Origin of the sequence: Nocardioides sambongensis (genome assembly GCF_006494815.1) — a bacterium.
In the GTDB taxonomy this organism is placed as follows: Bacteria; Actinomycetota; Actinomycetes; order Propionibacteriales; family Nocardioidaceae; genus Nocardioides; species Nocardioides sambongensis.
This window is the reverse complement of record NZ_CP041091.1, coordinates 48244-74799: the sequence shown is the minus strand read 5'-3', so window position 1 is coordinate 74799 and position 26556 is coordinate 48244. Positions and strand designations below refer to the sequence as shown.

The 26556-nt window shown below is 73.9% G+C and carries 25 protein-coding genes and 2 pseudogenes; 8 read left to right on the top strand and 19 right to left on the bottom strand.

The annotated features are described in order from the left end of the window. Positions 1-107: 107 nt before the first annotated feature. A complete protein-coding gene (locus FIV43_RS00375) occupies positions 108-1343 on the top strand; it encodes a DUF4032 domain-containing protein (RefSeq protein WP_141012526.1) in 1236 nt (411 codons plus the stop codon). Between the two features lie 7 nt (positions 1344-1350). On the opposite strand, the gene FIV43_RS00370 is transcribed toward FIV43_RS00375, so the two are convergent. The 11 genes from FIV43_RS00370 to FIV43_RS22990 all read right to left on the bottom strand — a co-directional run bounded on the left by FIV43_RS00370 (position 1351) and on the right by FIV43_RS22990 (position 13050). Next, complete coding sequence (locus FIV43_RS00370; protein WP_141012525.1) at positions 1351-3009, bottom strand: glycoside hydrolase family 13 protein; 1659 nt, start codon at positions 3007-3009, stop codon at positions 1351-1353. Between the two features lie 70 nt (positions 3010-3079). Then, entirely contained in the window at positions 3080-4189 is a 1110-nt protein-coding gene (locus FIV43_RS00365) for an asparaginase (RefSeq protein WP_196780923.1), read from the bottom strand. Positions 4190-4214: 25 nt separating this feature from the next. After that, the gene (locus tag FIV43_RS00360) at positions 4215-4880 is read right to left on the bottom strand and encodes a hypothetical protein (RefSeq protein WP_141012524.1); all 666 of its coding nucleotides are present in this window, start codon (positions 4878-4880) and stop codon (positions 4215-4217) included. After that, a complete protein-coding gene (thiC, locus tag FIV43_RS00355; RefSeq protein ID WP_141012523.1) occupies positions 4877-6634 on the bottom strand; it encodes a phosphomethylpyrimidine synthase ThiC in 1758 nt (585 codons plus the stop codon). The genes FIV43_RS00360 and thiC overlap by 4 nt, the downstream gene beginning before the upstream one ends. After that, on the bottom strand, positions 6631-7440 hold the full coding sequence (thiD, locus tag FIV43_RS00350; RefSeq protein ID WP_141012522.1) for a bifunctional hydroxymethylpyrimidine kinase/phosphomethylpyrimidine kinase: 810 nt from the start codon (positions 7438-7440) through the stop codon (positions 6631-6633). The genes thiC and thiD overlap by 4 nt, the downstream gene beginning before the upstream one ends. Beyond that, positions 7437-8033, bottom strand: a complete 597-nt coding sequence (locus tag FIV43_RS00345; RefSeq protein WP_141012521.1) for a thiamine phosphate synthase — start codon at positions 8031-8033, stop codon at positions 7437-7439. The genes thiD and FIV43_RS00345 overlap by 4 nt, the downstream gene beginning before the upstream one ends. Next, a complete protein-coding gene (locus FIV43_RS23620) occupies positions 8030-10390 on the bottom strand; it encodes an FAD-dependent oxidoreductase (RefSeq protein ID WP_196780922.1) in 2361 nt (786 codons plus the stop codon). The genes FIV43_RS00345 and FIV43_RS23620 overlap by 4 nt, the downstream gene beginning before the upstream one ends. Positions 10391-10457: 67 nt before the next feature. Next, positions 10458-10919 carry a thiamine phosphate synthase gene (locus FIV43_RS00325; RefSeq protein WP_231123913.1) on the bottom strand — a complete coding sequence of 154 codons (462 nt, stop codon included), beginning with the start codon at positions 10917-10919 and terminating at the stop codon, positions 10458-10460. 330 nt (positions 10920-11249) lie between these two features. Then, on the bottom strand, positions 11250-12116 hold the full coding sequence (locus FIV43_RS00320; protein WP_141012518.1) for a DUF3626 domain-containing protein: 867 nt from the start codon (positions 12114-12116) through the stop codon (positions 11250-11252). 89 nt (positions 12117-12205) lie between these two features. Continuing rightward, positions 12206-12487: an arylamine N-acetyltransferase gene (locus tag FIV43_RS22995; protein WP_196780921.1), complete on the bottom strand. Its 282-nt coding sequence runs from the start codon at positions 12485-12487 to the stop codon at positions 12206-12208. Next, positions 12412-13050, bottom strand: a complete 639-nt coding sequence (locus FIV43_RS22990) for an arylamine N-acetyltransferase family protein (protein WP_196780920.1) — start codon at positions 13048-13050, stop codon at positions 12412-12414. The genes FIV43_RS22995 and FIV43_RS22990 overlap by 76 nt, the downstream gene beginning before the upstream one ends. 72 nt (positions 13051-13122) lie before the next feature. Here FIV43_RS22990 and FIV43_RS00310 point away from each other — a divergent pair, with 72 nt between their 5' ends. Further along, complete coding sequence (locus FIV43_RS00310) at positions 13123-13659, top strand: SRPBCC family protein (protein ID WP_141012517.1); 537 nt, start codon at positions 13123-13125, stop codon at positions 13657-13659. A gap of 10 nt (positions 13660-13669) precedes the next feature. Here FIV43_RS00310 and FIV43_RS23405 read toward each other — a convergent pair whose 3' ends face one another. Continuing rightward, complete coding sequence (locus FIV43_RS23405; RefSeq protein WP_331251037.1) at positions 13670-14119, bottom strand: NAD(P)/FAD-dependent oxidoreductase; 450 nt, start codon at positions 14117-14119, stop codon at positions 13670-13672. Beyond that, positions 14116-14793 (bottom strand): NAD(P)-binding domain-containing protein, encoded by a 678-nt coding sequence (locus FIV43_RS23400; protein WP_331251035.1) that lies wholly within the window; start codon positions 14791-14793, stop codon positions 14116-14118. The genes FIV43_RS23405 and FIV43_RS23400 overlap by 4 nt, the downstream gene beginning before the upstream one ends. 242 nt (positions 14794-15035) lie before the next feature. Here FIV43_RS23400 and FIV43_RS00300 point away from each other — a divergent pair, with 242 nt between their 5' ends. Further along, entirely contained in the window at positions 15036-16454 is a 1419-nt protein-coding gene (locus tag FIV43_RS00300) for a carbohydrate-binding domain-containing protein (RefSeq protein ID WP_181407626.1), read from the top strand. Between the two features lie 44 nt (positions 16455-16498). Further along, positions 16499-16684 carry a hypothetical protein gene (locus FIV43_RS00295; RefSeq protein WP_141012515.1) on the top strand — a complete coding sequence of 62 codons (186 nt, stop codon included), beginning with the start codon at positions 16499-16501 and terminating at the stop codon, positions 16682-16684. Between the two features lie 89 nt (positions 16685-16773). Here the strand turns inward: FIV43_RS00295 and FIV43_RS00290 are convergent, their stop codons facing one another. Genes FIV43_RS00290 through FIV43_RS00280 form a run of 3 tightly spaced genes read right to left on the bottom strand, consistent with a single transcriptional unit; the run spans position 16774 to position 18993 of the window. Then, positions 16774-17478, bottom strand: coding sequence for a DUF1707 SHOCT-like domain-containing protein (locus FIV43_RS00290; protein WP_141012514.1), 705 nt, complete (start codon positions 17476-17478; stop codon positions 16774-16776). Between the two features lie 25 nt (positions 17479-17503). Continuing rightward, positions 17504-18403: an RNA polymerase sigma-70 factor gene (locus FIV43_RS00285; protein ID WP_141012513.1), complete on the bottom strand. Its 900-nt coding sequence runs from the start codon at positions 18401-18403 to the stop codon at positions 17504-17506. Beyond that, the gene (locus FIV43_RS00280; RefSeq protein ID WP_141012512.1) at positions 18400-18993 is read right to left on the bottom strand and encodes a carboxymuconolactone decarboxylase family protein; all 594 of its coding nucleotides are present in this window, start codon (positions 18991-18993) and stop codon (positions 18400-18402) included. The genes FIV43_RS00285 and FIV43_RS00280 overlap by 4 nt, the downstream gene beginning before the upstream one ends. A 197-nt stretch (positions 18994-19190) precedes the next feature. Between FIV43_RS00280 and FIV43_RS00275 the strand changes: the two genes are divergently transcribed. Next, a complete protein-coding gene (locus FIV43_RS00275; protein ID WP_181407625.1) occupies positions 19191-20882 on the top strand; it encodes a fumarate hydratase in 1692 nt (563 codons plus the stop codon). 73 nt (positions 20883-20955) lie between these two features. Here the strand turns inward: FIV43_RS00275 and FIV43_RS22985 are convergent, their stop codons facing one another. From FIV43_RS22985 to FIV43_RS00265, 3 genes and pseudogenes are all read right to left on the bottom strand, one after another. Continuing rightward, positions 20956-21180: a hypothetical protein gene (locus FIV43_RS22985; protein ID WP_269204048.1), complete on the bottom strand. Its 225-nt coding sequence runs from the start codon at positions 21178-21180 to the stop codon at positions 20956-20958. A 299-nt stretch (positions 21181-21479) separates the two neighbouring features. Continuing rightward, positions 21480-22703 (bottom strand): annotated as a pseudogene (locus FIV43_RS00270) (DUF429 domain-containing protein); the annotation flags it as partial. 44 nt (positions 22704-22747) lie between these two features. Further along, entirely contained in the window at positions 22748-23740 is a 993-nt protein-coding gene (locus FIV43_RS00265; protein ID WP_196780919.1) for an aldo/keto reductase, read from the bottom strand. A gap of 105 nt (positions 23741-23845) precedes the next feature. Here FIV43_RS00265 and FIV43_RS00260 point away from each other — a divergent pair, with 105 nt between their 5' ends. The 3 genes and pseudogenes from FIV43_RS00260 (at position 23846) to FIV43_RS00250 (ending at position 26541) form a co-directional block, all read left to right on the top strand. Continuing rightward, positions 23846-24151, top strand: a complete 306-nt coding sequence (locus tag FIV43_RS00260; protein ID WP_141012511.1) for a TFIIB-type zinc ribbon-containing protein — start codon at positions 23846-23848, stop codon at positions 24149-24151. 7 nt (positions 24152-24158) lie between these two features. Further along, entirely contained in the window at positions 24159-25106 is a 948-nt protein-coding gene (locus tag FIV43_RS00255; RefSeq protein ID WP_181407624.1) for a serine hydrolase domain-containing protein, read from the top strand. 83 nt (positions 25107-25189) lie between these two features. Next, a pseudogene (locus FIV43_RS00250) lies at positions 25190-26541 on the top strand (class II fumarate hydratase). Positions 26542-26556 lie beyond the last annotated feature (15 nt).

Below are 26556 nucleotides of genomic sequence, written 5' to 3'. Positions count from 1 at the left end.
CCCCAGTCCTACCCCGAGAGCCAAGCGTTGTCCACGACGCCGTCCGGCGTGGGCCGCTCGGACCGCGATGCGGCGACCACCGGGCGCGCAGGGCGTAGGTTGCCCCCATGGCGCTCCACGTCGTCAGCGCGCGCACCGATCCCGCGCTGCTCGCCATGCCGTGGTCCCGCGCGCTCGCCGAGTGGGACGACTGGTACGTGATCTCCCTGCCGCTGGGCCTCTCCCGGCACGTGGTCCGGGTCATCCAGGTCAACAAGCAGTTCCTCGCCGTCAAGGAGACCGAGGAGGCGATCGCCCTGCGCGAGTACCACCTGCTGCGGGACCTGCAGCGCGCCGACCTGCCGGCGGTCACTCCCCGGGGCGTGGTGACCGGCCGCACCGACGTCGACGAGGACCCGCTGCCCGCGGCACTCCTCACCGAGCACCTGCACTACTCGCTGTCCTACCGCACGGTCTTCGCCAACGGGCTGCGCGGCGACCAGGTGGCCGCCCTCGTCGACGCGCTCGTGGTGCTGCTGGTCCGGCTGCACCTGAGCGGCTTCTACTGGGGGGACGTCTCCCTCTCCAACGTGCTGTTCCGCCGGAGCGCCGGGGGGTTCGCGGCCTTCCTGGTCGACGCCGAGACCGGCGAGCTGCACGAGCGTCTCTCCGACACCCGCCGCGAGCACGACCTCACCCTGGCCCGGGAGAACATCTTCGCCGAGCTGATGGACCTGCGCGCCAGCGGCGCCACCGAGATCGACATCGACGGCTTCGCGGTCGTCGACCTGCTCGTCGAGCGCTACCACGCGCTCTGGGACGAGCTCACCGAGGCGGAGGAGTTCAGCACCGACGAGTGGTACCGGGTCGAGCAGCGGATCGCGCGGCTCAACGACCTCGGTTTCGACGTGGACGAGCTCGACATCCACACCGACGCCGACCGCGTCCGGATCCAGCCGAAGGTGGTCGAGGCCGGCCACCACCGCCGCGAGCTGCGCGACCTGACCGGCCTGCTGGTCGAGGACGCGCAGGCCCGCAAGCTGCTCAACGACCTGGCCGCGTTCACCGCGGCGAACGACCTCGGCGACCAGCCGCCCGCCCAGGTCGCCCGTCACTGGCTGACCACGATCTACTCACCGATCGTCGACCTCCTGCCCACCGGTGTGCGCCGCGAGCTCGCACCCGCCGAGTACTTCCACGAGGTGATGGAGCACCGCTGGGCCCTCTCCGAACGTGCCGGACACGAGGTGGACATCTTCGACGCGGCGGCCGACTACATCGAGAAGGTCCTCCCCCAGCGTCCCTCGGACACGGCCATGGACACCCGGTCGGCGTCCGGGTCGGAGACCCGGCGCGCAGACTGACCCCGGGTCACCCGCGCCGGAACCAGACCGCGACGTCGCGCGGGAGCAACCCCGACGCCGGCAGTACGTCGGTCGCGACCAGCACCTCCGCCCCCGCCGGTACGACGACGGCGCGGTCGCCGAGGTTGGCGAGCACGCCGATCGTGCTCCCCGCGGGCGTGGTCAGATCGAAGCCGAGGAGGGTCTCGGAGTCGTCATCGGTCCACACGAGCCGGCCCCGCCCCAGGCCCAGCTCCCGGCGCAGCCGCAGCAGCGCACGGTAGAGCTCGAGGGTGGAGCCGGGCACCCCGCGCTGACGGTCGGGGGCGAGGTCGCCGTACCCGGGAGGCTGCGGGAGCCAGGTGCGCCCGCTCGGGCCGAAGCCGAACCCGGGTGCGTCGCTGCGCCACGGCACCGGCACCCGGCAGCCGTCGCGGCCGGGCAGCCCGCCGCCGGTGCGGTGGAAGGTGGGGTCCTGCCGGACGTCGTCGGGCAGCTCGGTGGCCTCGGGGAGGCCCAGCTCCTCGCCCTGGTAGAGGTAGGCGGAGCCCGGCAGCGCCAGCATCACCGCGGTCGCGGCGCGGGCGCGGCGCAGTCCCAGCTCGGCATCCGGCTGCGGGTCGCGGGGCCCGATCCCGGGCAGTGCGCCGCTCCCGGCGTCCTGGGGGTAGCCGAGCCGGCTGGCGTGGCGCACCACGTCGTGGTTGGAGAGCACCCAGGTGGCCGGAGCTCCGACGGCCGCCATCTGCTCCAGCGAGCGCGTGATCGTGGCGCGCTGCGCGGACGCCACCCACGGTGTCATCAGGTAGTCGAAGTTGAAGGTCTGGTGCAGCTCGTCGGGGCGGACGTAGCGGGCGAGACGGTCCAGCGGGCTCACCCAGGCCTCGCCGCACAGCACCCGGTCCCCGGGGTGCTCCGTGACGACCCTCCGCCACCGGCGGTAGATGTCGTGCACCGGATCCTGGTCCCACATCGGCATCGGGGAGCCCGGGTCGGCGGGCACCGGGTCCTGGTCCGGCAGCCCCGGTGCCTTGACCAGACCGTGAGCCACGTCGATCCGGAATCCGTCCACGCCGCGGTCCAGCCAGAACCGGAGCACGGACTCCATCTCGTCGCCCACCGCGGGGTCGGTCCAGTCGAAGTCCGGCTGGCTGCGGTCGAAGAGGTGCAGGTACCACTGCCCGGGCGTGCCGTCGGGCTCGGCGATCCGCTCCCAGGCCGGCCCACCGAAGAGGCTCTGCCAGTTGTTCGGCGGCTCCGCACCGTCGGCGCCCCTGCCGTCCCGGAAGAGGTAGCGGCCGCGCTCCGGGCTGCCGGGCGCGGCGGCCAGTGCCGCCCGGAACCACGGGTGCTCGGAGGAGGAGTGGTTGGGCACGATGTCGACGATGACCCTGAGCCCGAACTCGTGGGCACGGGCGATCAGCGCGTCGGCGGCGGCCAGGTCCCCGAAGAGCGGGTCGACGTCGCGGTAGTCGGCCACGTCGTAGCCGGCGTCGTGCTGCGGGGAGGTGTAGAAGGGCGACAGCCAGACCGCGTCCACGCCCAGGTCCGCGAGATGGTCCAGGTGGGCGGTGATGCCGGGGAGGTCGCCGACGCCGTCGCCGTCGGCGTCGGCCCAGCTGCGCGGGTAGATCTGGTAGATCACCGCGTCCCGCCACCAGGGTGCCCGTCCGGTCGTCTCGGTCATGGGCGCCACCCTGGCACGCCGAGCCCCGCGAGCATCGACGACCTCACCCCCGCGCGCGAACGGTGTCGGATCAGAGCCCGCCCCGTCGGTCGAACCCCTCCCGGATCCCCGCGGCGCTGCGCGTCCCGCCCGCGAGCAGCGTCCACAGCAACAGCCGCGCCTTGACCGGGGGGAGCCAACCGGCCCCGTGCGCGCCGCGGCCCAGCAGGTCGACCTCCGAGCCGGGGTAGCCGTAGAGCGCCCGGCCGGTGGGGCCGGCGCCGGTCCGGGTGGCGAAGACGATCGGCACCGCGGACACCGCGCGGCCGACCGCCTCGGCCATCGCCGCCGACACGTGGCCGGCCCCGAAGCCGGCGATCACCACCCCGTCCGCACCGGCGGCGACGAGCGCGTCCAGCGCCCGGCCGTCGTCGCCGAGGTAGGTGGTCAGCAGGGGGACCCAGGGGCCGGGGGTGCGGGCCGGGACCGGCAGGGCCGGGGCCGGGACGTCGGGAGGGCCGACCAGGAACGCGACCTCGGACTCGACGTACCGCCCGACCGGGCCGGTCGCCGGGGAGCGGAAGGCTCCGGGGGCCACCGAGTCGGTCTTGGCGACCCAGCGCGCGGCGTGCACCTCGTCGGCGAGGACGACCAGCACCCCGCGCCCGCGAGCGGCGGGAGCGATCGCGCAGGAGATCGCGGCGACCAGGTTGGCCGGGCCGTCGGCACCGGGCGCCTGCGCCGAGCGCATCGCCCCGGTCACCACCAGGGGCTCGGGCAGGTCCCAGAGGAGGTCGAGCAGGTAGGCCGACTCCTCCAGGGTGTCGGTGCCCTGCGTCAGTACGACGCCGGCGGCCCCGTCCGCGACCTCGGCCCGCGCCCAGGTCAGCGCTCGCAGCACGGTCGCCTCGTCCAAGGACGGGCTGGGCAGCATCGCCAGCGTCTCGGCCCGCAGGGTGGCCAGGTCGGCGAGCCCGGGCACCGCCGCGGCGAGGTCGTCCGCGGAGAGGGTCGGTGTCACCGCGTGGCCGTCGCCGGCGGCGGAGGTGGAGGCGATGGTGCCGCCGAGGGCGCCGACCGAGACCCGGGGCCGCGCGGTCGACGCGGTCCCCGGGCTCGGGTCGTGGTTCGGTGCTGCTGGGGTCAGGGGGTCGTCTCCTCCGGAAGGATCGTGAGCACGTTGCTCTGGCTGAGCTGGCACTTGGCGCTGCGCGGCACGAAGGTGGTCAATCGGAAGGGCTCGGGGGCAGGCTCTCCAAGTCGTAGGTCAGGACGCCCTTGGCGTTGGTCTTGGCGATCAGGGCACCGGCGCTGCCGGGCGTGCCGACCATCGGCGAGAGGACCACGATCCTACGGCTCCGCTCGCACACCGGGCGGGAGGAGTCGACCTTCACGCGGAGCTTGGTGCCGGTGATGCTCAGCGTCGTCGAGACGCTCGCCTTCTTGACCCGCTTCGGCTTGGCCGCGGCGCGGGCGGGGATCGCCAGCGTGTAGGTGTTGCTCTGCACCGGCAGGCAGGCCTTCGTGCGCGGGGTGTAGGCGGTCAACCGGATCGAGTCGGCGGCGACGCCGCGCGCGCTCGCCGGCGGGTAGACGAAGACGCCCTTGGCGTCGGTGCGCCCGGACACGGTGAACCCGAACTCCTGGGGTGCGGACTCGATGACGGCGACGACCACGCGGTTCTTGATGCAGGCGGCGCGCTTCGAGGAGAGCTTCACCTTCAACGAGCCCTCCGCGGACGGGTCGAAGGTGAGCTTGGAGGTGGCGGCAGCCTTCTTCGGCGCCTTGTGGGGCGCTGCGTCCGCGGGCGCGAGACCGGCGGAGAGGACGAGGGCGGAGGCCGCGAGCAGGGAGGCGGCACCGGCGACGCGGCGCCGGAGGATCGATGTCATGCGCCGGAGTCTGGCAGCGTGGCGGGCCTGTCGTCCCCAGAATCGGTGAACACGTCGGGGTCGAGGTAGACGGTGCCGCCGAGCTCGAGGTATTGGCGGGACTTCCGCTCCATGCCGAGCATCGCCTCCTGCCCGGAGCCGAACCTCTCCCGCACGTCCTGGCTGATCCGCATCGAGCAGAACTTGGGTCCGCACATCGAGCAGAAGTGGGCGGTCTTGGCGCTCTCGGCCGGCAGGGTCTCGTCGTGGAAGTCCTGGGCGGTGACCGGATCCAGGGAGAGGGCGAACTGATCGTGCCAGCGGAACTCGAACCGGGCGCGGGAGAGCGCATCGTCCCAGTCCCGGGCTCCCGGATGCCCCTTGGCCACGTCGGCAGCGTGCGCGGCCAGCTTGTAGGTGATGACGCCGGTCTTGACGTCGTCACGGTCGGGCAGGCCGAGGTGCTCCTTCGGGGTGACGTAGCAGAGCATCGCGGTGCCGTGCATCGCGATCGTCGCCGCGCCGATCGCGGAGGTGATGTGGTCGTAGCCCGGCGCGACGTCGGTGGCCAGCGGTCCGAGGGTGTAGAAGGGCGCGCCGTGGCACCACTCCTGCTGCAGCCGGACGTTCTCCTCGACGAGGTGCAGCGGCACGTGCCCGGGGCCCTCCACCATCACCTGGACGTCGTGCTCCCACGCGCGGGCGGTGAGCTCGGCCAGTGTGCGGAGCTCGGCGAGCTGGGCTTCGTCGTTCGCGTCCGCGGTGCTGCCCGGGCGCAGGCCGTCGCCGAGGGAGAAGGCGACGTCGTAGGCGGCGAAGATCGCGCAGAGCTCGTCGAAGTGGGTGTAGAGGAAGTTCTCCTCGTGGTGCGCCAGGCACCAGCCGGCCATGATCGACCCGCCCCGCGACACGATGCCGGTGACCCGGTCCGCCGTGAGCGGGACGTAGCGCAGCAGCACGCCGGCATGGATGGTCATGTAGTCCACGCCCTGCTCGCACTGCTCGATCACGGTGTCCCGGAAGACCTCCCAGGTCAGCCGATCCGCCTCGCCGCCGACCTTCTCCAGCGCCTGGTAGATCGGAACGGTGCCGATCGGCACGGGCGCGTTGCGCAGGATCCACTCCCGGGTGGTGTGGATGTCGTCGCCGGTGGAGAGGTCCATCACCGTGTCGGCGCCCCAGGTGACCGCGTGGGTCAGCTTGTCGACCTCCTCGGCGATCGAGCTGGTCACCGCCGAGTTGCCGATGTTGGCGTTGATCTTCACCAGGAACCGACGCCCGATGATCATCGGCTCGGACTCGGGGTGGTTGACGTTGACCGGGATGATCGCGCGCCCGGCCGCCACCTCGCTGCGCACCAGCTCGACGTCGCAGCCCTCGCGGTGGGCGACGAACCGCATCTCCTCGGTGACCACACCGGCTCGCGCGTAGGCCATCTGGGTGACGGTGCGGCCGGTGCGTGCGCGCACCGGGTCACGACGCTCCCCCTGCCACTCCTCGCGGGCGCTGCCGCGGCGCAGCGCGCCCTTGCCGTTGTCGACCAGCCGGGTGGCGCGTCCGGGATAGGTCTCGGTGTCGCCGCGGGCCGCGATCCAGGTCGCCCGCCGCGGGGGCAGGCCCTCCTCGGGGACGCTGCCGGGGCCGGCGGTGCAGTAGCGGTCGAAGCTCTCGCCGTTGCTCAGGGCGACCCGCGTGGACGGCACGGCGAGGTCGCCCTGCTCGATCCGGGTGTGGGCGGGGTGGACGGGCTGGCTCGCGGGGCTGATCGGGCTCATCGGGGTCCTCCTGGGGTGGTGACGGGTGCGGTCGGTGGGGTGGTCGGTGGGGTGGTCGGTGTGCGGGACGGCGGTGTAGCCGGTCGTGCGCTCGGGACCAGGTGGGCGACCGGGCCGCGGCCGCGGCCGAGCGTCCAGGTCCTGCCGACGCGGAGTCGGTCGACGACGAAGTCGGCGGCGCGGGCGGCGGCGTCCGGCAGCTCCAGGCCGTGGGCCAGGTGGGCCGCGAGCGCGGCGGCGTAGGTGCAGCCGGTGCCGTGGTCGTTGCGGGTCTCCACCACCGGGTGCGCCAGTGACAGCGGTACGACGCCGGGCCGGTGCAGCACGTCTCCCCCGGCGCCACCGGTGCGGATCACCGCGGTGGCGTGGGCGCGGCCGAGCAGGTCGTCCTCGTCCGCGTTGGGTGTGGAGACCGTGGCGACCGGCAGCAGGTGGGTGCGGTAGGCGTCCAGGGTGGCCTCGTCGGCGAGGACCGCGCCGGAGGTAGCCACCACGACAGGGTCCACGACCAGGATCCGGTCGGCGCAGCGCTCGGCGACGAGCCGGACGACGGCGGGGTCGGCCAGCATCCCGGTCTTCACCGCGACCGGGTCGAGGTCGTCGAGGACGGCGTCGAGCTGGGCGGCGACCACCTCGACCGGGATCGGGTGCACCGCCCGGACGCCGAGGGTGTCCTGGGCGGTGACGGCGGTGATCACGCAGGCGCCGTGCACCCCCAGGGCGGCGAAGGTGGTCAGGTCGGCGGCGGTCCCGGCCGCGCCGCCGGAGTCCGTGCCGGCGATGCTGAGCACGACGGGCGGGTTCATCGACGCCCCTCCCCGCCGGCCCGGGTCGCCGCGAGCGCATCGTGGAGCCGGGCGACGGTGCTGGCCGGATCGGCGGCGCGCATCACCGCGCCCATCACCGCGACGCCGTCGGCGCCCGCCCGCACGGCGTCCAGCGCGTTGTCCGCGTCGATGCCGCCGAGCGCGAGCACCGGCACCGGGTGCGGCCCGGCGAGGGCGTCCGGGGCGAGCGCCGGGCCGCGCCCCGGCTTGCTGGCGCTCGCCGCGAACGGTGAGAGCGTGACCCAGCGGGCCCCCTCCGCGGCCGCCGCGGCGACCGCGGTGACGGTGTGGCAGGAACGGCCGAACGGCAGGCCCCCGGCCGCGGTCACCGGCTGGTGCGCCGCCAGGTGGACACCGACGCAGCCGGGCAGCGGCCCGCGGGCGGCGATCACCCGGGCGCCGCTGGCGGTGAGGTCCGCCGACAGTGCGGCACGGACCGCCGGGCGCAGGTCGAGCTCGCGGAGCAGCACGTCGGCGGCGCCGGCGGTGACCGCAGCGGTGACCGTGGCCCGCAGGCTGCGCCCCAGCGGGAGCTGGGAGCGATCGGTGAGCAGCAGCAGTCGCGGGGTCATCCGCGCTCCCGGTGCTCGCCGACCTCGGCCATCGGATCGCCGGTGACCGTGCTGAGCTGCCCAGTGCCCATGTGACCGGTGCCGACGTGCCCCGTGCCGACGTGACCAGTGCCGACGTGACCAGTGCCGACGAGCCCCGCCGTCGGGGAGGATGCGCGGGCGGCCCGCTGCCGCGGGATCCTCCCCGCCCGGCGGGCCAGGTCGCCGGCCCGGACCGCCGCGGCGAGCGCGGCGGCCATCAGCACCGGGTCGTCGGCCCGGGTGATCGCGGTCGCGGCGAGCACGGCGTCGCAGCCGAGCTCGATGGCCAGGGCGGCGTCGCTCGCGGTGCCCACGCCGGCGTCCAGCACGACGGGGACCTCGACGGCCGCCCGCACGGTCTCGATCGCGAACGGGTTCAGCAGACCCAGCCCCGACCCGATCGGCGAGCCCAGCGGCATCACCGCGGCGCACCCGACGTCGACCAGCCGGCGGGCCACCACCGGGTCGTCGGTGGTGTAGGGCAGCACCGTGAACCCGCGCTCGACGAGCCGCTCGGCGGCGTCCACGAGCTCGATCACGTCGGGCATCAGGGACCGCTCGTCGCCGATCACCTCCAGCTTGACCCAGTCCGTCTCCAGCGCCTCCCGGCCGAGCTCGGCGGTGAGCACCGCCTCCGCCGCACTGAGGCACCCTGCCGTGTTCGGCAGCAGCGGCAGGTCGTGGGCGCGCAGCGCGGCGAGCAGACCACCCTCCGCCAGCGACGAGGTACGCCGGACCGAGACGGTCACGAGTCCGGGCTCGGCGGCGGCGAGCACCGGGTCGAGCAGGTCCAGCCGGGGCAGGCCGCCGGTCCCGAGCAGCAGGCGCGAGGCGAGACGCCGCCCGGCGACCACCGGTCCGGTGGTGGACGCGGCCTCGTGGGGCCGTGGCGTCGTCGCGGCGCTCATCCGCCCTGCACCGCCGTCACGACCTCGACCGCCGCGCCGTCCTCGATCCGGTGGGTCGGCCACTCCCCCGCGGCACCACCGCGTCGCCCACCGCGACCGCGACCCCCGGGGCGTCGGCCCCAGGTCGAGGTGACGCAGCAGGTCGGCGACACTCAGGCCGGCCGGGCACTCCCGCGGTGCCCCGTTGATCGTGATCGTCATGATCCCTCCGTCTCCTGTCGAGTTGGGGTTTCGGACCGGTCGAGTTGGGGTTTCGGGCCCCTCGAGTGGGTCGTCCGGGCCCGTCGGGTCGGACCGGCGGACCGGCGGATGGGTCGGCGGAGGGGTCGGCGGATGGGTCGGCAGGTCGGCCGGCGGGCGGACCTGCGCCTGGGCCGTGCTCCCGGCACGGCGCGGCGCCGCCGACCGACTCCCGTCGAGCGGGAACCGACGCGGGTCCAGCCCCGGCTCGGCCAGCGGCGCGGCCGGATGCTCGAGGTGCTCGGCGAGCAGCACCGCCGTCAGCGGCGCCAGCAGCACCCCGTGCCGGTGGTGCCCGGCGGCCAGCACCACGCCGGGACGGTCCGAGGGACCGACCAGCGGAAGGCCGTCCGGCGTCGCGGGCCGGTCCCGGGCCGTGGTCTCGACCAGCTCGGCACGGTCCAGCGCCGGCCAGAGCGTCCGGGCGGCCGCGAGCAGCCGCAGCACGCCGCCGGCGGTGACCACCGGGGCGCCGGCGTGCTCCTCGCTGGTCGCCCCGACGACGAGCCCGCCGTCGCGGCGTGGCACGAGGTAGACCGGCTCCCCGCCGACCCACCCGCGCAGGGTGCGGGTGGGCAGGTCCGCCGAGCGCGCCACGCGCAGCCGCAGGATCTCGCCACGCACCCCCCGCACCAGGTGCCGGTACGGCGCCGGCAACCGCGCCCCGGTCGCGATCACCGTCACCTCCGGCGCGGGCCCACCCGGCGTCTCCGGTACGACGCACAGCCGATCCCGCAGCGCCACGCAGACCTCCCGCGGGTCCACGCTCGCCTCCTCGGCGATCACCGCTGCCGCGGCGACCCGGCCCAGACCCGGCTCGGCGGCGGCCGCCTCGCGCCGGGAGAGCAACGCCGCGGGGTGGCCGTGGCGGGCCAGCAGGCCGGCCTGGCGCCGTACCTGGTCGCGGTCGCCGGCGTCGTGGCCGACCAGCAGGGTGCCGGTGCGGCGCAGCTCGACCCCGAGGTCGGCGGCGAGCGCCGGCCACCGGGCCAGGGAGGCGAGCCCGAGCCGCAGGATCTCCTCCTCGCCGGGCCACAGCTCGGCCGCCGGCGCCAGCATCCCGGCCGCGGCGTGGGACGCGCCCGCGGCGGGCCTCCGGTCGACCACGGTCACCCGGTGCCCCCGGGTCTGCAGCTCGTGGGCGAGGGTGAGGCCGACGATGCCGCCGCCGCGCACCTCGACCCGCATCAGCCGACCGCCGCGACGAGCTCCTTCGCTGCCTGGACGGGGTCGGGTTGTCGCCAGATGCCCCCGATCACGGCGACGCCGTGGGCGCCGGCCGCGCGGGCGTGGGCGGCCTCGGCGGCGGTGATCCCGCCGATCGCGACCAGGGCAGGACGGGGCTGGCCGCGCGGACCGCGCCCCACCCGAGCGGCGCCGGCAGCCCGGACTTGCTGGCGGTGGCGTGCACCGGCCCGAAGCCGGCGTAGTCCGCACCCTCGGCACGCGCACGGGCCACGCCGGACCGGTCCCGGCAGGTCGCGCCCAGCAGGAGGTCCGGACCGAGGCGCCGGGCCACCGGCATCGGCAGGTCGCCGCTGCCGAGGTGGGCACCGTCGGCACCGGCCGCGATCGCGACGTCGACCCGGTCGTTGACGAGCACCCGGGCCCCGGTGCCCTCGACGGCCTCGAGCACCCGGTCGGTGAGCGCGATCAGCGACCGGGTGTCGGCGCCGGGGGCACGGACCTGGAACCCGTCGACGCCGGCGGCGGCCAGCGCCGGGAGCAGGTCGAGGTCGTCGTGGTCGGCGACCAGGCAGGTGACGCGGGGACGGGGATCCCGGGGAGGTCGGGACGAGGGGTACGCACGGCGTTCGCTCCTTCGCTTCCTTCGCCGGTGTGAGCCGGATCAGGTTCGACGGTCGGAGCGGCTGCAGCTCCCTCTCAGCCCGCTGCCGCGGACTCCCGTGGGTGGATGCGTCGACAGTAGCGCGCGCCCGTGGCCGGCCCGAACCGGTGTCCACCAACCGAGCTCGGCAGCACGTCCTGGTCCGACGCGACAGCGCGCGGACACGGTCCCCGACGCCGATCAACGCCCGGTGGGCGCTCAGCGTTCGGCCGGGCTCCCGAACCTCGCGACGTGGTGCCAGACCTTCTTCAGGTCCTGGGGATCCTCGGCTCCGGCGAGAGCCGCCCGACCGACCGTGGCCGCATCGAGCAGTCCGTCGCGGGCGACGCGGTGGCCGACGTCGACGATGTGGCGGCCTCGGAAGTCGGGATGGGCAGCCAGGGTCGCCACCGTGAGGACCCGCCCCTCGTGCCACTCCAGGGGCAGCGCGAGCGACCTGGCCTGCTCCTCGACGGGGGTCCCGCGAAACGACGGATCGAGGACGAGGGCCTCGACGTCGGCGGCCAACGCGACCGTGCCGTGCACGTGTGCCTCGATGTAGTCGTCCAGCAGCCCGCCCTCGGTGGCCTCGAGGGCGTCGGAGCGTTCGCGGGCATCGAACGTCTCGACCAGAGGGAACAGGTCGAACCGAGCTGCGGTTCCCATCGCGGTCGGCTCGAACACCGAGTCGGGGAAGCAGAAGGTGCTGCGGTCGAGCACCGCCTCGCGCAGCCGAAGGTGTGCCGACCCGAACCGGGGTGCCGCGCCGATCCGACGGCGGCGGTGGTTCAGCGCCCCGTACTTCGGCCGCTGCGCCACCGGGGCCTCGTCGTAGGCATGCGCGAAGATGCGTTGCTCCCACCGCCACCGCGCCCCTTCCGGGTATGCGGTGAGCCCCCCGTTGCTGGTGCCGGTCTCGAACTGCGACCGGTAGACCCCGTCGTGGGCGAGCTGCTCCAGGACGGTGCGGCCTGCCGCCACGCGGTCCGGGTGGAAGTTCAGCGTGACCCGCAGCGAGCGGTCGAGCGGACGGCCGGTCGCGGTGCGGGTCAGGTGCTCCACCGCTCGCTCCGCCCAGGGGCTCATGCCGCTTCCCATGGGGAGGATGGTGCCAAGCGCATCGCGGCCGGCACTCCAACCGTGGGCGACACGCCGAGCAGCGACAGCGGAGCGACTCAGCGTGATCCCGGGTCGAGCTCCCGGACCCGCAGCAGCAGGCGTCCGAGCTCGTCGGCCGACAGCGCCACCTCGAGCCGGTCCAGCCAACCGGTGAGCTCCCCCGGCGCCAGCGCCCGGTGCTCGGTGGGCTCACCGGCTCGCCGCACGGTCACCGCGTCGTGGCGCAGCACGACGTGCCGGTCCTCGACGTAGCGCGCGACCATCAGCCCGGACCGGAAGTGCGAGGACGGGAAGGTGCTGGTGTAGTGGTGGCCGGCGACGATGTCGACCGGCTCCACCGGAGGGCGTCGAGGGTGTGCAGGTGCTGCCACTCACCGTCGCGCCGACGCAGCAGCGACCAGCCGATCCCGTCGGCGGCGACCACCTTGCTGCCCCACCCGTAGTGGTCGGCCTCGACGCCGTCGGCGAGCCGGATCGGGCGGATCAGGCTCATCCCGAAGCCGGGGTCGCACAGCCACCACCGGTCGGCCACGCGGACCGCGACGGTCATGTGCGTCCGCGCCTGGAGGGTGCCGTCGGCGGCGGGCACCCGGCCGAGGTGGCGGCGTACCGGATAGCCGAGGCGCTCCAGCGCCGCCGCGAACAGCGTGGCGTGCTCGAAGCAGTAGCCGCCGCGTCCGCGGCCGACGAACTTCTCCTGGATCGCGCTCAGGCCGACGCCGGGGTGCTGCTCGAGCAGCACGTCGATGTTGTCGAAGGTGAACCGGCGCACGTGCGCCTCGTGCAGCTCCCCGAGCGCGGGCAGGCTCGGCTCGGCCGCAGCCACCCCGAGACGCTCGAGATAGCCGTCGAGGTCCAGGTCGGCGGTGTGCCAGGGATCCGCGTGCGGTACGTCGGCCACGCCCGGCAGCGTAGTGGCGATCGAGGACCCCGGAGGGTCGACGTCCACGCCACCGCGCGGTTGACTGGCGCCATGGGCGAGACCACGGACGGCACCCCGAGCGCGGACGCCGGGACGAGCGACGGGACGAGCGGCGGCACCGGGGAGCAGCGGGTGGTGTCGGCCGAACGCGAGGTCGCGGCGCCCGCGGCGACCGTCTTCGAGCTGATCGCCGACCCCGCGCGGCAGCCCTCCTGGGACGGCAACGACAACCTCGCCGAGCTGGTGCGCGGTGACCGGCTCACCGGGGTCGGGCAGGTCTTCGCGATGCGGCTGACCAGCGATGCGGTGCGGGACAACCACGTCGTCGCCTTCACCGAGGGCCGGCTGGTCGCGTGGCGTCCCAGCGTCGAGGGTGAGGCACCGATCGGCCACGAGTGGCGCTGGCAGGTCGAGCCGATCGACGAGGCGCACAGCCGGGTGCGGCACACCTACGACTGGACCGACCTGACCGACGAGACCCGGATCCCGCGGGCCCGGGCCACCGGCGAGCCGCAGCTGCGCGCCTCCCTCGACCGGCTCGCCGCGGCCGCCGAGACCGCCGCGGCCGCCGAGACTTCCGAGGGCTGAACGGGCGAGGTCAGCCGGCGGCCTCGAGCGGATCGGCCAGCTGGCGCCGCACCGCCAGCGCCGCCGCGCGTCCGGCGCGGTTGCCACCGATGGTGGACGCCGAGGGCCCGTAGCCGACGAGCTGCACCCGCGGGTCCGCGGTCGCGGTGACGGCGGTCTGCACGTCCTCGCCGGTGGCGAGCAGCCGGATCCCGCCGTGCTCGCTGGTCAGGTGCAACGGGGCGAGGTGCCCGACGGCCGGGCGGAAGCCGGTCGCCCAGAGGATCACGTCCACCGGCTCGAACGTGCCGTCGGCCCAGCGCACCCCGTCCGCCTCGATCCGCGCGAACATCGGCCGGCGACGGTAGGCGCCGAGCTCGGCCGCGTGCTGCTCCTGGGGGCGCAGGCGCAGGCCGGTGACGCTGGCCACGGAGGCCGGGGGCAGCCCGCGTCGTACCCGGTCCTGGACGCGGCGGATCACCTCCCGGCCGTCCAGCCGGTCCGCCTCGCCGAGCCACTCGGGCTCGCGCCGGGTGACCCACACGGTGGTGGCGACGGGCGCGATCTCCCCAGGAACTGCACCGCGCTGGCCCCGCCGCCCACCACCAGCACGCGCCGGCCGCGCAGCCGGTCGAGCCCGGGATAGTCGGAGGTGTGGAACTGCTCGCCGGCGAAGTCGCCGATGCCCGGATAGTGCGGCACGAACGGCCGGCTCCAGGTCCCGGTGGCGTTGACCAGGGTGCGGGTGCGCCAGCTCTGGTCGCCCGCCTCGACGACGAGCAGCTCGCCGGCCGAGCGCACCGCATCCACCCGCACCGGGCGCAGCACCGGCAGGTCGTGCCTGCGCTCGTAGTCGGCGAACCACCGCGGGATCACGTCGTTGGCCCGCTCCCGGCCACGGCCGGGGGCCGGGTCGTCGGGCAGGTCGGCCACTCCGTGCACGTCGTCCATGGTCAGCGAGTCCCACCGGTGCTGCCAGGCGCCCCCGGGTCGCCGGTCGGCGTCGAGCACCAGGTGGTCCAGGCCCAGCCGTCCGAGGTGGTACGACGCCGACAGGCCGGCCTGCCCCGCACCGATCACCACGCTGTCGAGGACCCGCGAGACGTCCGGGGTCCGGGTGCCGTCGCCGCCTCCGTCGTCCACCGTGTCGTCCACCGTCACCCCCACCCAACACCGTCCGCGACGCGAACATGCCCGTCGCGGCTGTGCCGTCGGACGCTTGCGTCGGACGCTTGCACAGACGACGCACAGGTTCTCCCCGTGGGCGACACAGCACGTCGACGCTGAATGGTGGGGACAACCCCTGCGCCCGTCCTGGAGGAGCACCCCGTGAAGTCCCCGATCCGCCGCACCACCACCGCCGCCGTCGCCGCCGTCGCCCTGATCTCGCTCTCCGCGTGCGGGCGGGCTCCGACGGGAGCGACGCCGAGACCACCGCCGCCTCCATCGGCACCGCGCAGGAGGTGGCCCGGGGAAGCAGCAACTACGTCACCGGGCTCGACGACACGCACGCCGATGCCGACGACGCCGACGACGACGTCGACGGAGCCACGACCATCCACCTGGCGGACGGCGCGACCACGATCGACGGCGACGGAGCCGCGGCCGACGGCGACGTGGTCACCATCTCCGACGCCGGCACCTACCTGGTCTCCGGCACCCTCTCCGACGGGCAGCTGGTGGTGGACTCCGCCGTCGACGGGAAGGTCCGGCTCGTGCTGGACGGCGCCGACATCACCTCCACCAGCACCTCGCCGCTGGTGGTCACCGCGGCCGACGAGGTCGTCGTGGTGCTCGCCGACGGCTCCACCAACACCCTCAGCGACGGCCAGCGATCCGGAGCCGACGACGAGGAGGACGACGCCCCCAACGCGACCCTCTACTCGATGGCCGACCTCACCATCGGTGGCAACGGTGCACTCCGGGTCGACGGCGTCAGCGCCGACGGCATCACCAGCAAGGACGGCCTCGTCGTGCTGTCCGGTGAGATCACCGTCGACGCCGCCGACGACGCCATCCGGGGCAAGGACTACCTCGTCGTCGAGGACGGCACCCTCGACGTCACCGCGGACGACGACGGGTTGAAGGCCGACAACGACGGTGAGGGCGAGCTCGGCTCCCTGCTGGTCGACGGCGGCTCGCTCACCGTGGACGCCGGCGACGACGCCGTGAAGGCCGAGGGCGCGATGACGATCAACGGCGGCAGCATCGAGGTGGTCGCCTCCGTCGAAGGCCTCGAGGCGGCCGACCTGCGGATCGCCGGCGGCGACATCGACGTCACCTCCTCCGACGACGGGATCAACGTGGCCGGACCGGACGCCGTGGTCGAGGCCCTCGAGGCCGCGCAGCCCGACGACGGGGAGGATCCCCAGGGCGGCCGGCCTCCTCAGGGCGGTCAGCCGCCCGCCGACGGCGAGAGGCCCGAGCCGCCCGCCGACGGCGAGATGCCCGCGATGCCGGAGGACGGTGAGAGGCCCGAGCCGCCCGCCGACGGCCAGATGCCCGGCGGAGGTCAGGGCGGTCAGGGCGGTCAGGGCGGTCAGGGCGAGGCGACCAGCGGCTCCGAGGTCGACACCGGCGGCCTCCTGGCCATCGAGGGCGGCACGGTGACCGTCGACGCCGGCGGCGACGGATTGGACTCCAACGGCTCGCTGGAGATCACCGGCGGCACCGTCACCGTGGCCGGCGACGGCGAGGGCCCCGACCCGTCCGTGGACACCAACGGCGAGCTCGTCGTCGACGGTGGCGAGCTCTACGGCGCCGGCAGCGCGCAGATGCTCGCCGTCCCGCGGACTCCTCGGCGCAGGGGTGGCTGATCGCGACCTTCGACGACGCGATCGCCGACGGGAGGACGATCACCGTGCTGGACGCGGAGGGCACCGAGGTGGCGTCGTACCGGACGGTCAAGGAGGCGGGTGCGCTGCTGCTGTCGGTCTCCGACCTGGTCGACGGGGAGGTCTACACCCTCGAGGTCGGCGGGACGCAGGTCGCGACCGCGACCGCCGGTGAGTACGACGGCGGCGACTTCGCCGGCCCCCCGCGCTGATCGCCGAAGGGTCCCCCGCACCACGCCGAGGGGTCACACGCACCACCCCGAAGGGTCGCCCGCACCGCACCGAGAGGGCGCCGAATGCCTCAGCTGCGAGGGCGCTTCGTGCCCTCACCCGGCATCGGCTTGCGGGTGACCCCGACCCCGCCCATCAGGGCGAGACCCTTGATCCGCACCAGCGGGGAGTCGGCGTCGTACGCCGCCGTCACCTTCGGCCGGCTCTCCCCGAAGCCACCCATGATCCCGATCCCGTCGACCAGGACCTGGGTGCGCTCGTTGACCACGATCTCCACCCCGCCCATCACCACGAAGGCGTTGATCACGGTCTCCCGGGAGGCGAAGACCGCCTCGCGCAGGTCGAGGTTGGCGCCGCCCATCACCGACACCACGGTGTGGGACGGCGCGATCTCCCAGGTGCCACGACGATCGACACCGCTGAGGATCGCCACGCTGGAGCGGTGCAGCGGCGCCACCGGCGGCGCACCGGCGGACCGCGCCGCCGGAGCGGGCTGCGGCTCGGGTCGCGGGTGCAGGTCCGGCGCATATCCCTGGTAGCGCTCCACCGCACCCGGCGGCTCGGCGGCCGGCTCGACCACCCCGGCGTAGCCGGGCAGGTCGATCACGATCGGCACCAGGTCGCCGTACGTCTTGGCCGAGGTCGTCGCCGCCAGCCGCTCGTCCAGCTCCTCGGCGTCGAGCCGGCCCTGTGCCGAGGCGTCGCGCAGGAAGTCCGCCAGGCGGCGGCGGTCCAGGTCACCGATCCGCATCTGCGTGGGGTCGAGCTCCTCCATGCGACCACCCTACGGGGGCGGTCGCTCACCGCTGGCGGCTCAACTCCACCTCCGCGCCCAGCCGCTCGAGCTTCTCCGGGTTCCGTACGGCGAAGATCCGCGCCACCTGCCCGTCCACCACGACCAGGCTGATCGCGGTGTCCAACACCCCGTCGACGTCGATCCGCAGGCCGGGGCCGCCGTTGACCCGGGTCGGGGCGATCACCGCGCCCGCCGGGGCCTTGCGGGAGAAGGCCGCCAGCACCTTGCCGACCAGGCCCGCCCCCTCCAGCGGGATCCGGACCGCGGAGGCGATCCCGCCACCGTCGGCCACCATCGCCACGTCGGGGGCCAGCACGTCGAGCAACGCCTGCAGGTCGCCGCCCAGCAGGGCCTCCTGAAACCGGGCGACCACGGCGTCCTGCACGCTGCGGTCGACCTCGACCCGTGGTCGCCGCGACGCCACGTGGGAGCGCGAGCGGTGCGCGATCTGGCGCACCGCCGCCGGGCTCCTCTCCACCGCGGCCGCGATCTCGTCGTAGGGGACGTCGAAGACCTCGCGGAGCACGAAGACGGCCCGCTCGACGGGGGTGAGGGTCTCCAGCACGGTCAGCATCGCCATCGACACGCTCTCCGCGAGCTCGACGTCCTCGGCCACGTCGGGGGTGGTCAGCAGCGGCTCGGGCAGCCACTCCCCGACGTACTCCTCGCGCCGGCGTGCCAGGGTGCGCAGCCGGTTGAGCGCCTGCCGGGTCACCGCCCGCACCAGGTAGGCACGGGGGTCGCGCACCTCGGTGCGGGCCTCGGCACCGAGGGCGTCCCACCGCAGCCAGGTCTCCTGCACCACGTCCTCGGCGTCGGCGGCCGAGCCGAGGATCTCGTAGCCGACGGTGAACAGCAGGCTGCGGTGGGCGAGGAACGGGTCGCTGCTCCCGAGCGCGCTCATGCGTCCGAGCGTACGGCGGACGGCCGGTCCGCGAGGGGCCGCAGACCACAGGCGGCGGCGAACCCGTCCGACTCGATGCCGAGCGCGACGTTGGCACGGGTGGTGAAGTTGGCGAACGCGATCACGGCGGTCAGCTCGACCACGGCGGCGTCGCCGAGCCGGGCGCGCAGGCTCTCCACCAGCTCGTCGGTGACGGTCGGCTCGGTGTCGGTCATCGCCTCGGCGTAGGTCAGTACCTCGCGCTCGAGCGGGCTGAACGCCGACGACTCCCGCCACCGCGGGATCTCCCGGGCCTTGTCCAGGTCGAGGTCATTGTTGTGCGCCTCGAAGTAGTTGAAGTCCAGGCACCAGGTGCAGCCGACCTGCGAGGCGACGGCCATGTGCGCGAACGACTTGAGCTGCTCGTCGCAGCGGTCGAACCGCTTGATCTTGGCGCCCAGGCCGGAGAGGCCCATCAGCACCTTCGGGTTGTGCCAGTAGACCCCGATCGACGTCGGCACCCGGCCGAGCGTCCTCTTCGCGAACCGCTTGATCAGGGCGCCCTTGACGCCGGTGATCTCAGCCGGGGGGATGCGGGTGGTGCCGGTCATGACGTTCTCCTTGGTCGGGTCTGACGACGGTTTCGACATTCAGACACCGCACGCCCCCGGTCTGTGACAGGTCCGCCGAGACGTTCGGCCCGCGCACCGACGCCGCACCGCCCAGACGTCCGGGCGCCGCACCGCCCAGACGTCCGGGCGCGGCGCCGGTGCGGCTCCGGCGCCGCGCCCGGCGTACCCTGCTGGCCGTGGCAGAAGCAGAGTTCCGGTACAGCGACCTCCTCCCGACCTCGCAGGACGACACGCCCTATCGGCTGATCACCACCGACGGGGTCGAGACGGTCGAGGGTCCCGACGGGCGCACCTTCCTGAAGGTCTCCCCCGAGGCGATCCAGCAGCTCACCACCGAGGCGATGCACGACATCAGCCACTACCTGCGGCCCGCCCACCTGGCCCAGCTGCGCAAGATCATCGACGACCCCGAGGCCTCCGGCAACGACCGGTTCGTCGCGCTCGACCTGCTCAAGAACGTCAACATCTCCGCCGGCGGCGTGCTGCCGATGTGCCAGGACACCGGCACCGCGATCGTGATGGGCAAGAAGTCCGAGGGCGTGCTGACCGGCGCCGACGACGGCGAGGCGATCAGCCGGGGCGTCTACGACGCCTACACCCGGCTCAACCTGCGCTACTCCCAGCTGGCGCCCCTCACGACGTACGAGGAGAAGAACACCGGCTCCAACCTGCCGGCCCAGATCGAGATCTACTCCACCCCGCAGACCAGCGGGAAGCCGGAGTACAAGTTCCTGTTCATGGCCAAGGGCGGCGGATCGGCCAACAAGTCGTTCCTGTTCCAGGAGACGAAGGCGATCCTGAACCCGAAGCGGATGCTGACCTTCCTCGACGAGAAGATCCGCTCGCTCGGCACCGCCGCCTGCCCGCCGTACCACCTGGCGGTGGTGATCGGCGGCACCAGCGCCGAGTTCGCGCTGAAGACCGCCAAGTACGCCTCCGCGCACTACCTGGACAACCTGCCCACCGAGGGCTCGATGGACGCCCACGGCTTCCGCGACCTCGAGCTGGAGGAGGAGGTCTTCAAGCTGACCCAGTCCTTCGGGATCGGCGCCCAGTTCGGCGGCAAGTACTTCTGCCACGACGTGCGCGTGGTGCGGCTGCCCCGGCACGGCGCGTCCTGCCCGGTGGCGATCGCGGTCTCCTGCTCCGCGGACCGCCAGGCGCTCGGCAAGATCACCCCGGAGGGGGTCTTCCTCGAGCAGCTGGAGACCGACCCGGCTCAGTACATGCCCGACGCGGGTGTCGCCGACGACATCGCCGGCGGCGAGGTCGTCTCGATCGACCTGAACCGGCCGATGGACGAGATCCTGGCCGAGCTGACCAAGCACCCGGTCAAGACCCGGCTCTCGCTGACCGGCCCGCTGGTGGTGGCCCGCGACATCGCCCACGCCAAGATCCAGGAGCGCCTGGACGCCGGCGAGGAGATGCCGGACTACCTGAAGAACCACCCGGTCTACTACGCCGGCCCGGCCAAGACCCCCGAGGGGATGGCGTCGGGCTCCTTCGGCCCCACCACCGCCGGGCGGATGGACTCCTACGTGAAGTCCTTCCAGGCCGCCGGCGGCTCGATGGTGATGCTCGCCAAGGGCAACCGGTCGAAGCAGGTCACCGAGGCGTGTGACGAGTACGGCGGCTTCTACCTCGGCTCGATCGGCGGCCCGGCGGCCCGGCTCGCCCAGGACTGCATCAAGAGCCAGGAGGTGCTGGAGTATCCCGAACTCGGCATGGAGGCGGTCTGGAAGATCGAGGTCGAGGACTTCCCGGCCTTCATCGTGGTCGACGACAAGGGCAACGACTTCTTCACCGACCCCTCCGGCGAGGTCCTGGTGCCGGTCAGTGGCATCCGGGTGCGCTCCCGCGAGCGCTGAGCCCGAGTCCGGGCCGGGCCCAGCCTGCCGGCCCCGGCCCGATCGGGGTGCCGGGCTCAACCTGGATACACGCTCAGCCGCGCATCTTCGCCAGCCTGGCCCGCAGCGCGGGAACCCGCTCGGCGTTGGCGTGCAGGTCGACGTAGGCCTCTCCGTAGGCCCACAGCAACGCGTCGTCCAGACGCCGTACGGCGCCGGGCGGGTAGCGGTAGTCCATCCGCTCCATGAGGGTGTCGGTGTCCACGGCACGCAGCGTCTCCCCCAGCTCGGCGAGCGAGCCGATGCCGAGCTCCAGCACGACCCGCGCGATCCACTGGTAGTGGTCGGTGCGTGACCAGCCGGCGTCGGCGTACTGCCCGGCCAGGAACGCGGCGAGCTCGCGGGGGTGAGCCGCGGGTCGTCGTCCGCGGCCGGCTCCACCCCCTGCTCCTGGATCCGGTCACGGATCGAGGAGAACTCACGGTCGGCGAGCTCGAGCAGCCCGGCGGCGAGGGTGAAGCGGCGGTCGAAGTCCGCGGCCTGCTCGGTCGGGATGGTGCCCTTGTAGCGGATGTCGTGCTCGAACTCGGCCCAGGCGTGCTGCAGCACCGTCCGGATCTGCACCTGGACCGGCTTCCCGAGCAGGACCGGCTCCAGCGGACCGTCCACCCGGCTCGGGTCGAGCTCGAGCAGCAGGTGCCGGCTGGCGTAGCCGAAGCGCCCCTCGCTGGCCGTCTCCCGCCCGAGGTCGCGGTCGTCGAGCACCTCGGCCTGGTCGGCGAGGAGGTCGGCGACCGCCTGCACGTCGCGGTGCACGTAGGTGATCACGCGCAGGCCGATCTGGTCGGTGATGTCGCGCAACGGGTCGGGGTAGGTGAGCACCCCGGCCTCCCGGCGAGCCGCCTTCGCGGCGAACGAGGCGACCGCCTTGGCCCGGCCGGCGACGGTGAGGTAGTTGATGCCGGCGTCGTCGAGCACGGCGGTGAGCAGCCGGACGCACTGCTCGGCGCCCCGCTCCAGCTCGTCGTGCACGCCTGCGTAGGCCCGGACGGCGGCACCGGGGTCGCCCGCCCCGCCGGGCTCGCGACCCCGCGGCGTGGGGGTGACGTCCGGCGGCAGGGTGGGCGTGACGATGTAGCCGGTGTCCAGGTCCCCGTAGATCGTGGTCGCCTCCGGACGCCGGTCGGCGAACAGGGCGACGTAGGCGCAGACCACCGCGTCCACCTGGTCCTCGACCCTGCGCAGGTCGACCTTGCGGGTGGCCGTCTCGACCGCGGTCCGCAGCGTCCGCCAGGCGCTCCCCTCGCCGTCCACCTGCAGCGACGGGTCGGCGCCGGCAAGCCCTTCGACCAGGCCCAGCAGCATGACCAGCTCACCGCGCAGCTGCTCCAGGTCGCGGCCGGACTTGTTCTTGTACTTGAGGGTCCGCCCCAGCCGGAAGAGCACCACCATCGCCGGGTGCGGGTAGACCTCGATCGCACGCCGGGCCCGCCCCGAGCGCGGGTTCATGTCCAGGCCCAGCCGCCGGACCAGCCGCGCGCCGCGGGGGCGATCGCGGAACTCCGGCTTGCCGGTGTTGCTGGGGTGCGCGCCGGCGTCGAAGCGGGCGAAGTCCTTGTTGAGCAGCGCCTCGGCCGGCCGGTTGCCGGTGGGGTTGCGCACGATCAGCGGCGCGTCGAAGGCGACCAGGCACGGCCCGTCGACGTACGGCGCCAGGTCGTCCACGATCTCGTCGTCGGTGCCCACCGAGGCCACGTGCACCAGCCGGCCGCGGTCGTCGAGGACCGCGACGCCGGTCGGCCGTCGTTCGCCCCACGCCAGGTCGACTCCCACGAAGTGCATGCCCGAAGCCTCTCACCCCTGCGGTGGCCCGTGCCGGTGCGGCGTCAGGGGACCGGTCGGCCCCGGGCGGCGGTGTAGAGGGCGTACCACTCCGGTCGGGTCATCCTGGCCGCCACGGACTCGGCCTCGCCGCAGGCCCGGATCCGGCCCGGGTCGGTGGTGCCGAGGACCGGGCTGATCCGGGCAGGGTGGCGCATCAACCAGCCGAGCACGACCGACTCCGCGGCGACGCCGTACCGCCTCGCCTGCTCGGCCACCAGCCGGGACGTCTCGGCCTCCGCCGGCTGCTCGGGCGGCCGGCCGCTGTAGCGGCCGCCGGCCAGCGCTCCCCACGCCTGGATCTCGATCCCCGCGGCTGCGCAGTGCTCCAACGTCCCGTGGGGGAAGTCGACCCCGACCGCCTCGGGGTGGTTCACCAGCACCCCGGCGTCCACGAAGCCGTGCCGGTGCAGGCTGAGCTGCAGCTGGTCGGCGACCAGCGGCGCGTCCAGCGCCTGCTGCAGGTGGAGGATCTGCGCCGCGGAGCAGTTGGAGACCCCGATCCTGTCGACCAGACCCTCGCCGCGCAGCCCGGCGAGGGCGGCGGCCACCTCCGCCGGCTCCGCCAGCGGGTCGGGTCGGTGCAGCAGCAGCACGTCCAGGCGGTCCACGCCGAGCCGCTCGAGGCTGCCGTGGACACCGTCGCGGATCGCCGTCCCGCTGAGGTCGTAGTGCTGGATCCCGCCGTCCCGGCCGGGCCGGATCCCCACCTTGCTCTGGATCTCGATCAGGTCGCGCACGTCGGGCGCCCGGCGCAGGACCTCGCCGAACACGGCCTCCGCGGAGCCACCCCGGTAGATGTCGGCGTGGTCGAAGCGGGTGATCCCGACCTCCAGCGCCGCGAGGACCGCCGCCTCGGCCTGCGCGAGGTCGGACGCGTCGTAGCCGGGGTCGCCGCCGGCGCCGCCCAACCCCATGCATCCGTAGATCAGCCGGTCGTTGGCCGCGTCCTGCCGGACCTCGAGCGCACGCGCGTCGGTGCCGTCCTGTGTGTCCACGGTCACATCTTCCACGCTCCGCGCCCCCGGTGGCCGGGTGTCCGGGAACGACGCCGGATCCTGGGTCGTTGGACCCCCTGAACGCCCACCGACGACGGAGGAAAGATGCGCTGCCCGACCGACGAGACCACGCTGGTGATGAGCGAGCGGAGCGGGATCGAGATCGACTACTGCCCCCAGTGCCGCGGCGTGTGGCTCGACCGCGGCGAGCTGGACAAGATCATCGAGCGCTCCGTGCAGCTCGAGCAGCCGCCCGCGGCCCCCGCACCCGCTCCCGCGCCCCAGCAGGGCTATGAGCGGTACGACGACCGCCGCCGGGACGACCGGTACTACGACCAGGGCGCCAAGTACGACCAGAAGTACTACAAGAAGCGCAAGCGGGAGTCCTGGCTCAGCGAGCTCTTCGACTGAACCGACGATGACCTCGGCACTGCTCACCAGCCGGGTCGGCGCCTCGCTGGGCGAGACCACCTGGGGCGTCGCGTCGATCGACCGCGACGGCACCGACGTCGCCAGCCGGCTGCTTCCGGCCGACGGGGATGTCGAGATCGGCTCGATCTCCAAGGGCGTCACCGCCGTGCTCTACCGCGATGCGGTGAACCGCGGGGAGGTGCGTCCCGGCGACCTGCTCCGCGACCACCTCCCGCTGTCGGACTGCGCCGCCGGCGCGGTCACGCTGGAGTCCCTGGCCGGACACCGTTCCGGCCTTCCCCGGCTGCCGGTGATGCCCGGGATGCTCGGCCGCACCTGGCGGATGTGGCGCCACCAGGAGAACCCGTACGGCGACACGCTCGACGAGCTGCTGGAGCAGACCCGGGAGACGTCGGTGGGACGCCCGAAGCCGGCGTACTCCAACCTCGGCTTCGAGCTGCTGGGACACGCCGTCGCCGCGGCCGTCGCGATGCCCTATGCGGAGCTGGTGCGCGAACGGCTCGCCGCTCCCCTGGGCCTGGACAGCTGGTACGTGCCCGCCACCCCCGCCGACCTCTCCGACAGCGCGGTGGCCGGTGCCACCCGGAGCGGCCGGCCCGCGCAGGCGTGGACCGGCGAGGGTCTCGGGCCGGCCGGCGGGATCCGTTCGACGCTCACTGATCTGGCGTCGTTCGCCGCCGCGTTGCTCGAGGGTCGCGCCCCCGGAATCGAGGCGCTCGAGCCGCGGGCACCGTTCGTGGGATCGGGGGTCCGGATCGGCGACGGCTGGATCACCAGCAGCGTGCGTGGCCGGGAGATCACCTGGCACAACGGCGGCACCGGCGGCTGGCGCTCCTTCGTGGGACTGGACCGCAGCGCCCACCGCGCCGCCGTGGTGGTCCGCGCTTCGACCCGGTCGGTCGACCCGGTGGGCATGGAGCTGCTGGCGACCTAGGAGACCGCACGGGCAGGTGGTGTCGCGGGTCCTAAGGTGGAGGCGTGAGCGATTCCAGCGATTTCCGCATCGAGCACGACTCCATGGGTGAGGTCCGGGTGCCCGCCGACGCGCTGTGGCGGGCGCAGACGCAGCGCGCGGTGGAGAACTTCCCGATCAGCGGCACCCCGATCGAACCCGCCCTGATCCACGCCCTCGGCCGGGTGAAAGCCGCCGCGGCCGCGGCGAACCGGTCGCTCGGCGTGCTCTCGGCCGAACAGGCCGAGGCGATCCTGACCGCGGCCGAGGAGGTCGCCGCCGGCGCGCACGACGACCAGTTCCCGATCGACGTCTTCCAGACCGGATCGGGCACCAGCTCGAACATGAACGCCAACGAGGTGATCGCCTCGCTGGCCGCGCGGGCCGGCACCGAGGTGCACCCCAACGACCACGTGAACGCCAGCCAGTCCAGCAACGACACCTTCCCGACCGCGATCCACGTGGCCGCGGCCACGGCCGTGGCGGACGACCTGCTGCCCGCGGTCGACGTACTGGCGACGTCGTTGGAGGCGAAGGCGGCGGAGTTCGCGACCGCGGTGAAGTCCGGTCGCACGCACCTGATGGACGCCACCCCGGTGATGCTCGGCCAGGAGTTCGGCGGCTACGCGGCCACCGTGCGCTACGCGGCCGAGCGGCTGGAGGCGGTGCTGCCGCGGGTGCGCGAGCTGCCGCTGGGGGCACCGCGGTGGGCACCGGCATCAACACCCCGGACGGCTTCGCCGCCGCGGCGATCGAGGCGCTGGCCTCCGCGGCCGGGCAGCCGTTCACCGAGGCGCGCAACCACTTCGAGGCCCAGGGCACCCGCGACTCCCTGGTCGAGCTCAGCGGGGTGCTGCGCACCCTCGCCGTCGGCCTCACCAAGATCTGCAACGACCTGCGCTGGATGGGGTCCGGGCCGACCACCGGCCTCGCCGAGATCCACCTGCCCGACCTGCAGCCCGGCTCCTCGATCATGCCCGGCAAGGTGAATCCGGTGCTCCCCGAGGCCACCGTGATGGTCTGCATGCAGGTGATCGGCAACGACGCGACGGTCACCGCCGCCGGCGCGAGCGGCGCCTTCGAGCTGAACGTCGCGATGCCGGTGATCGCGCGCAACGTGCTGGAGTCGGTCCGCCTGCTCGCCGCCGCGATGCGCACCCTGGCGCAGCGCTGCGTGGACGGCATCACCGCCGACACCGACCGGCTGCGCCGCTACGCCGAGTCCTCCCCCTCCGTGGTCACCCCGCTGAACCGGCACATCGGCTACGAGGCCGCCGCCAAGATCGCCAAGAAGGCGCTCGCCGACGGCGCCACCATCCGCGAGACGGTCATCGCGATGGGGTACGTCGAGCGCGGCGAGCTCACCGAGGAGCAGCTGGACGCGGCGCTCGACGTGGAGTCGATGACCGGCCGCTGAGCGGCTCGCTCGGGT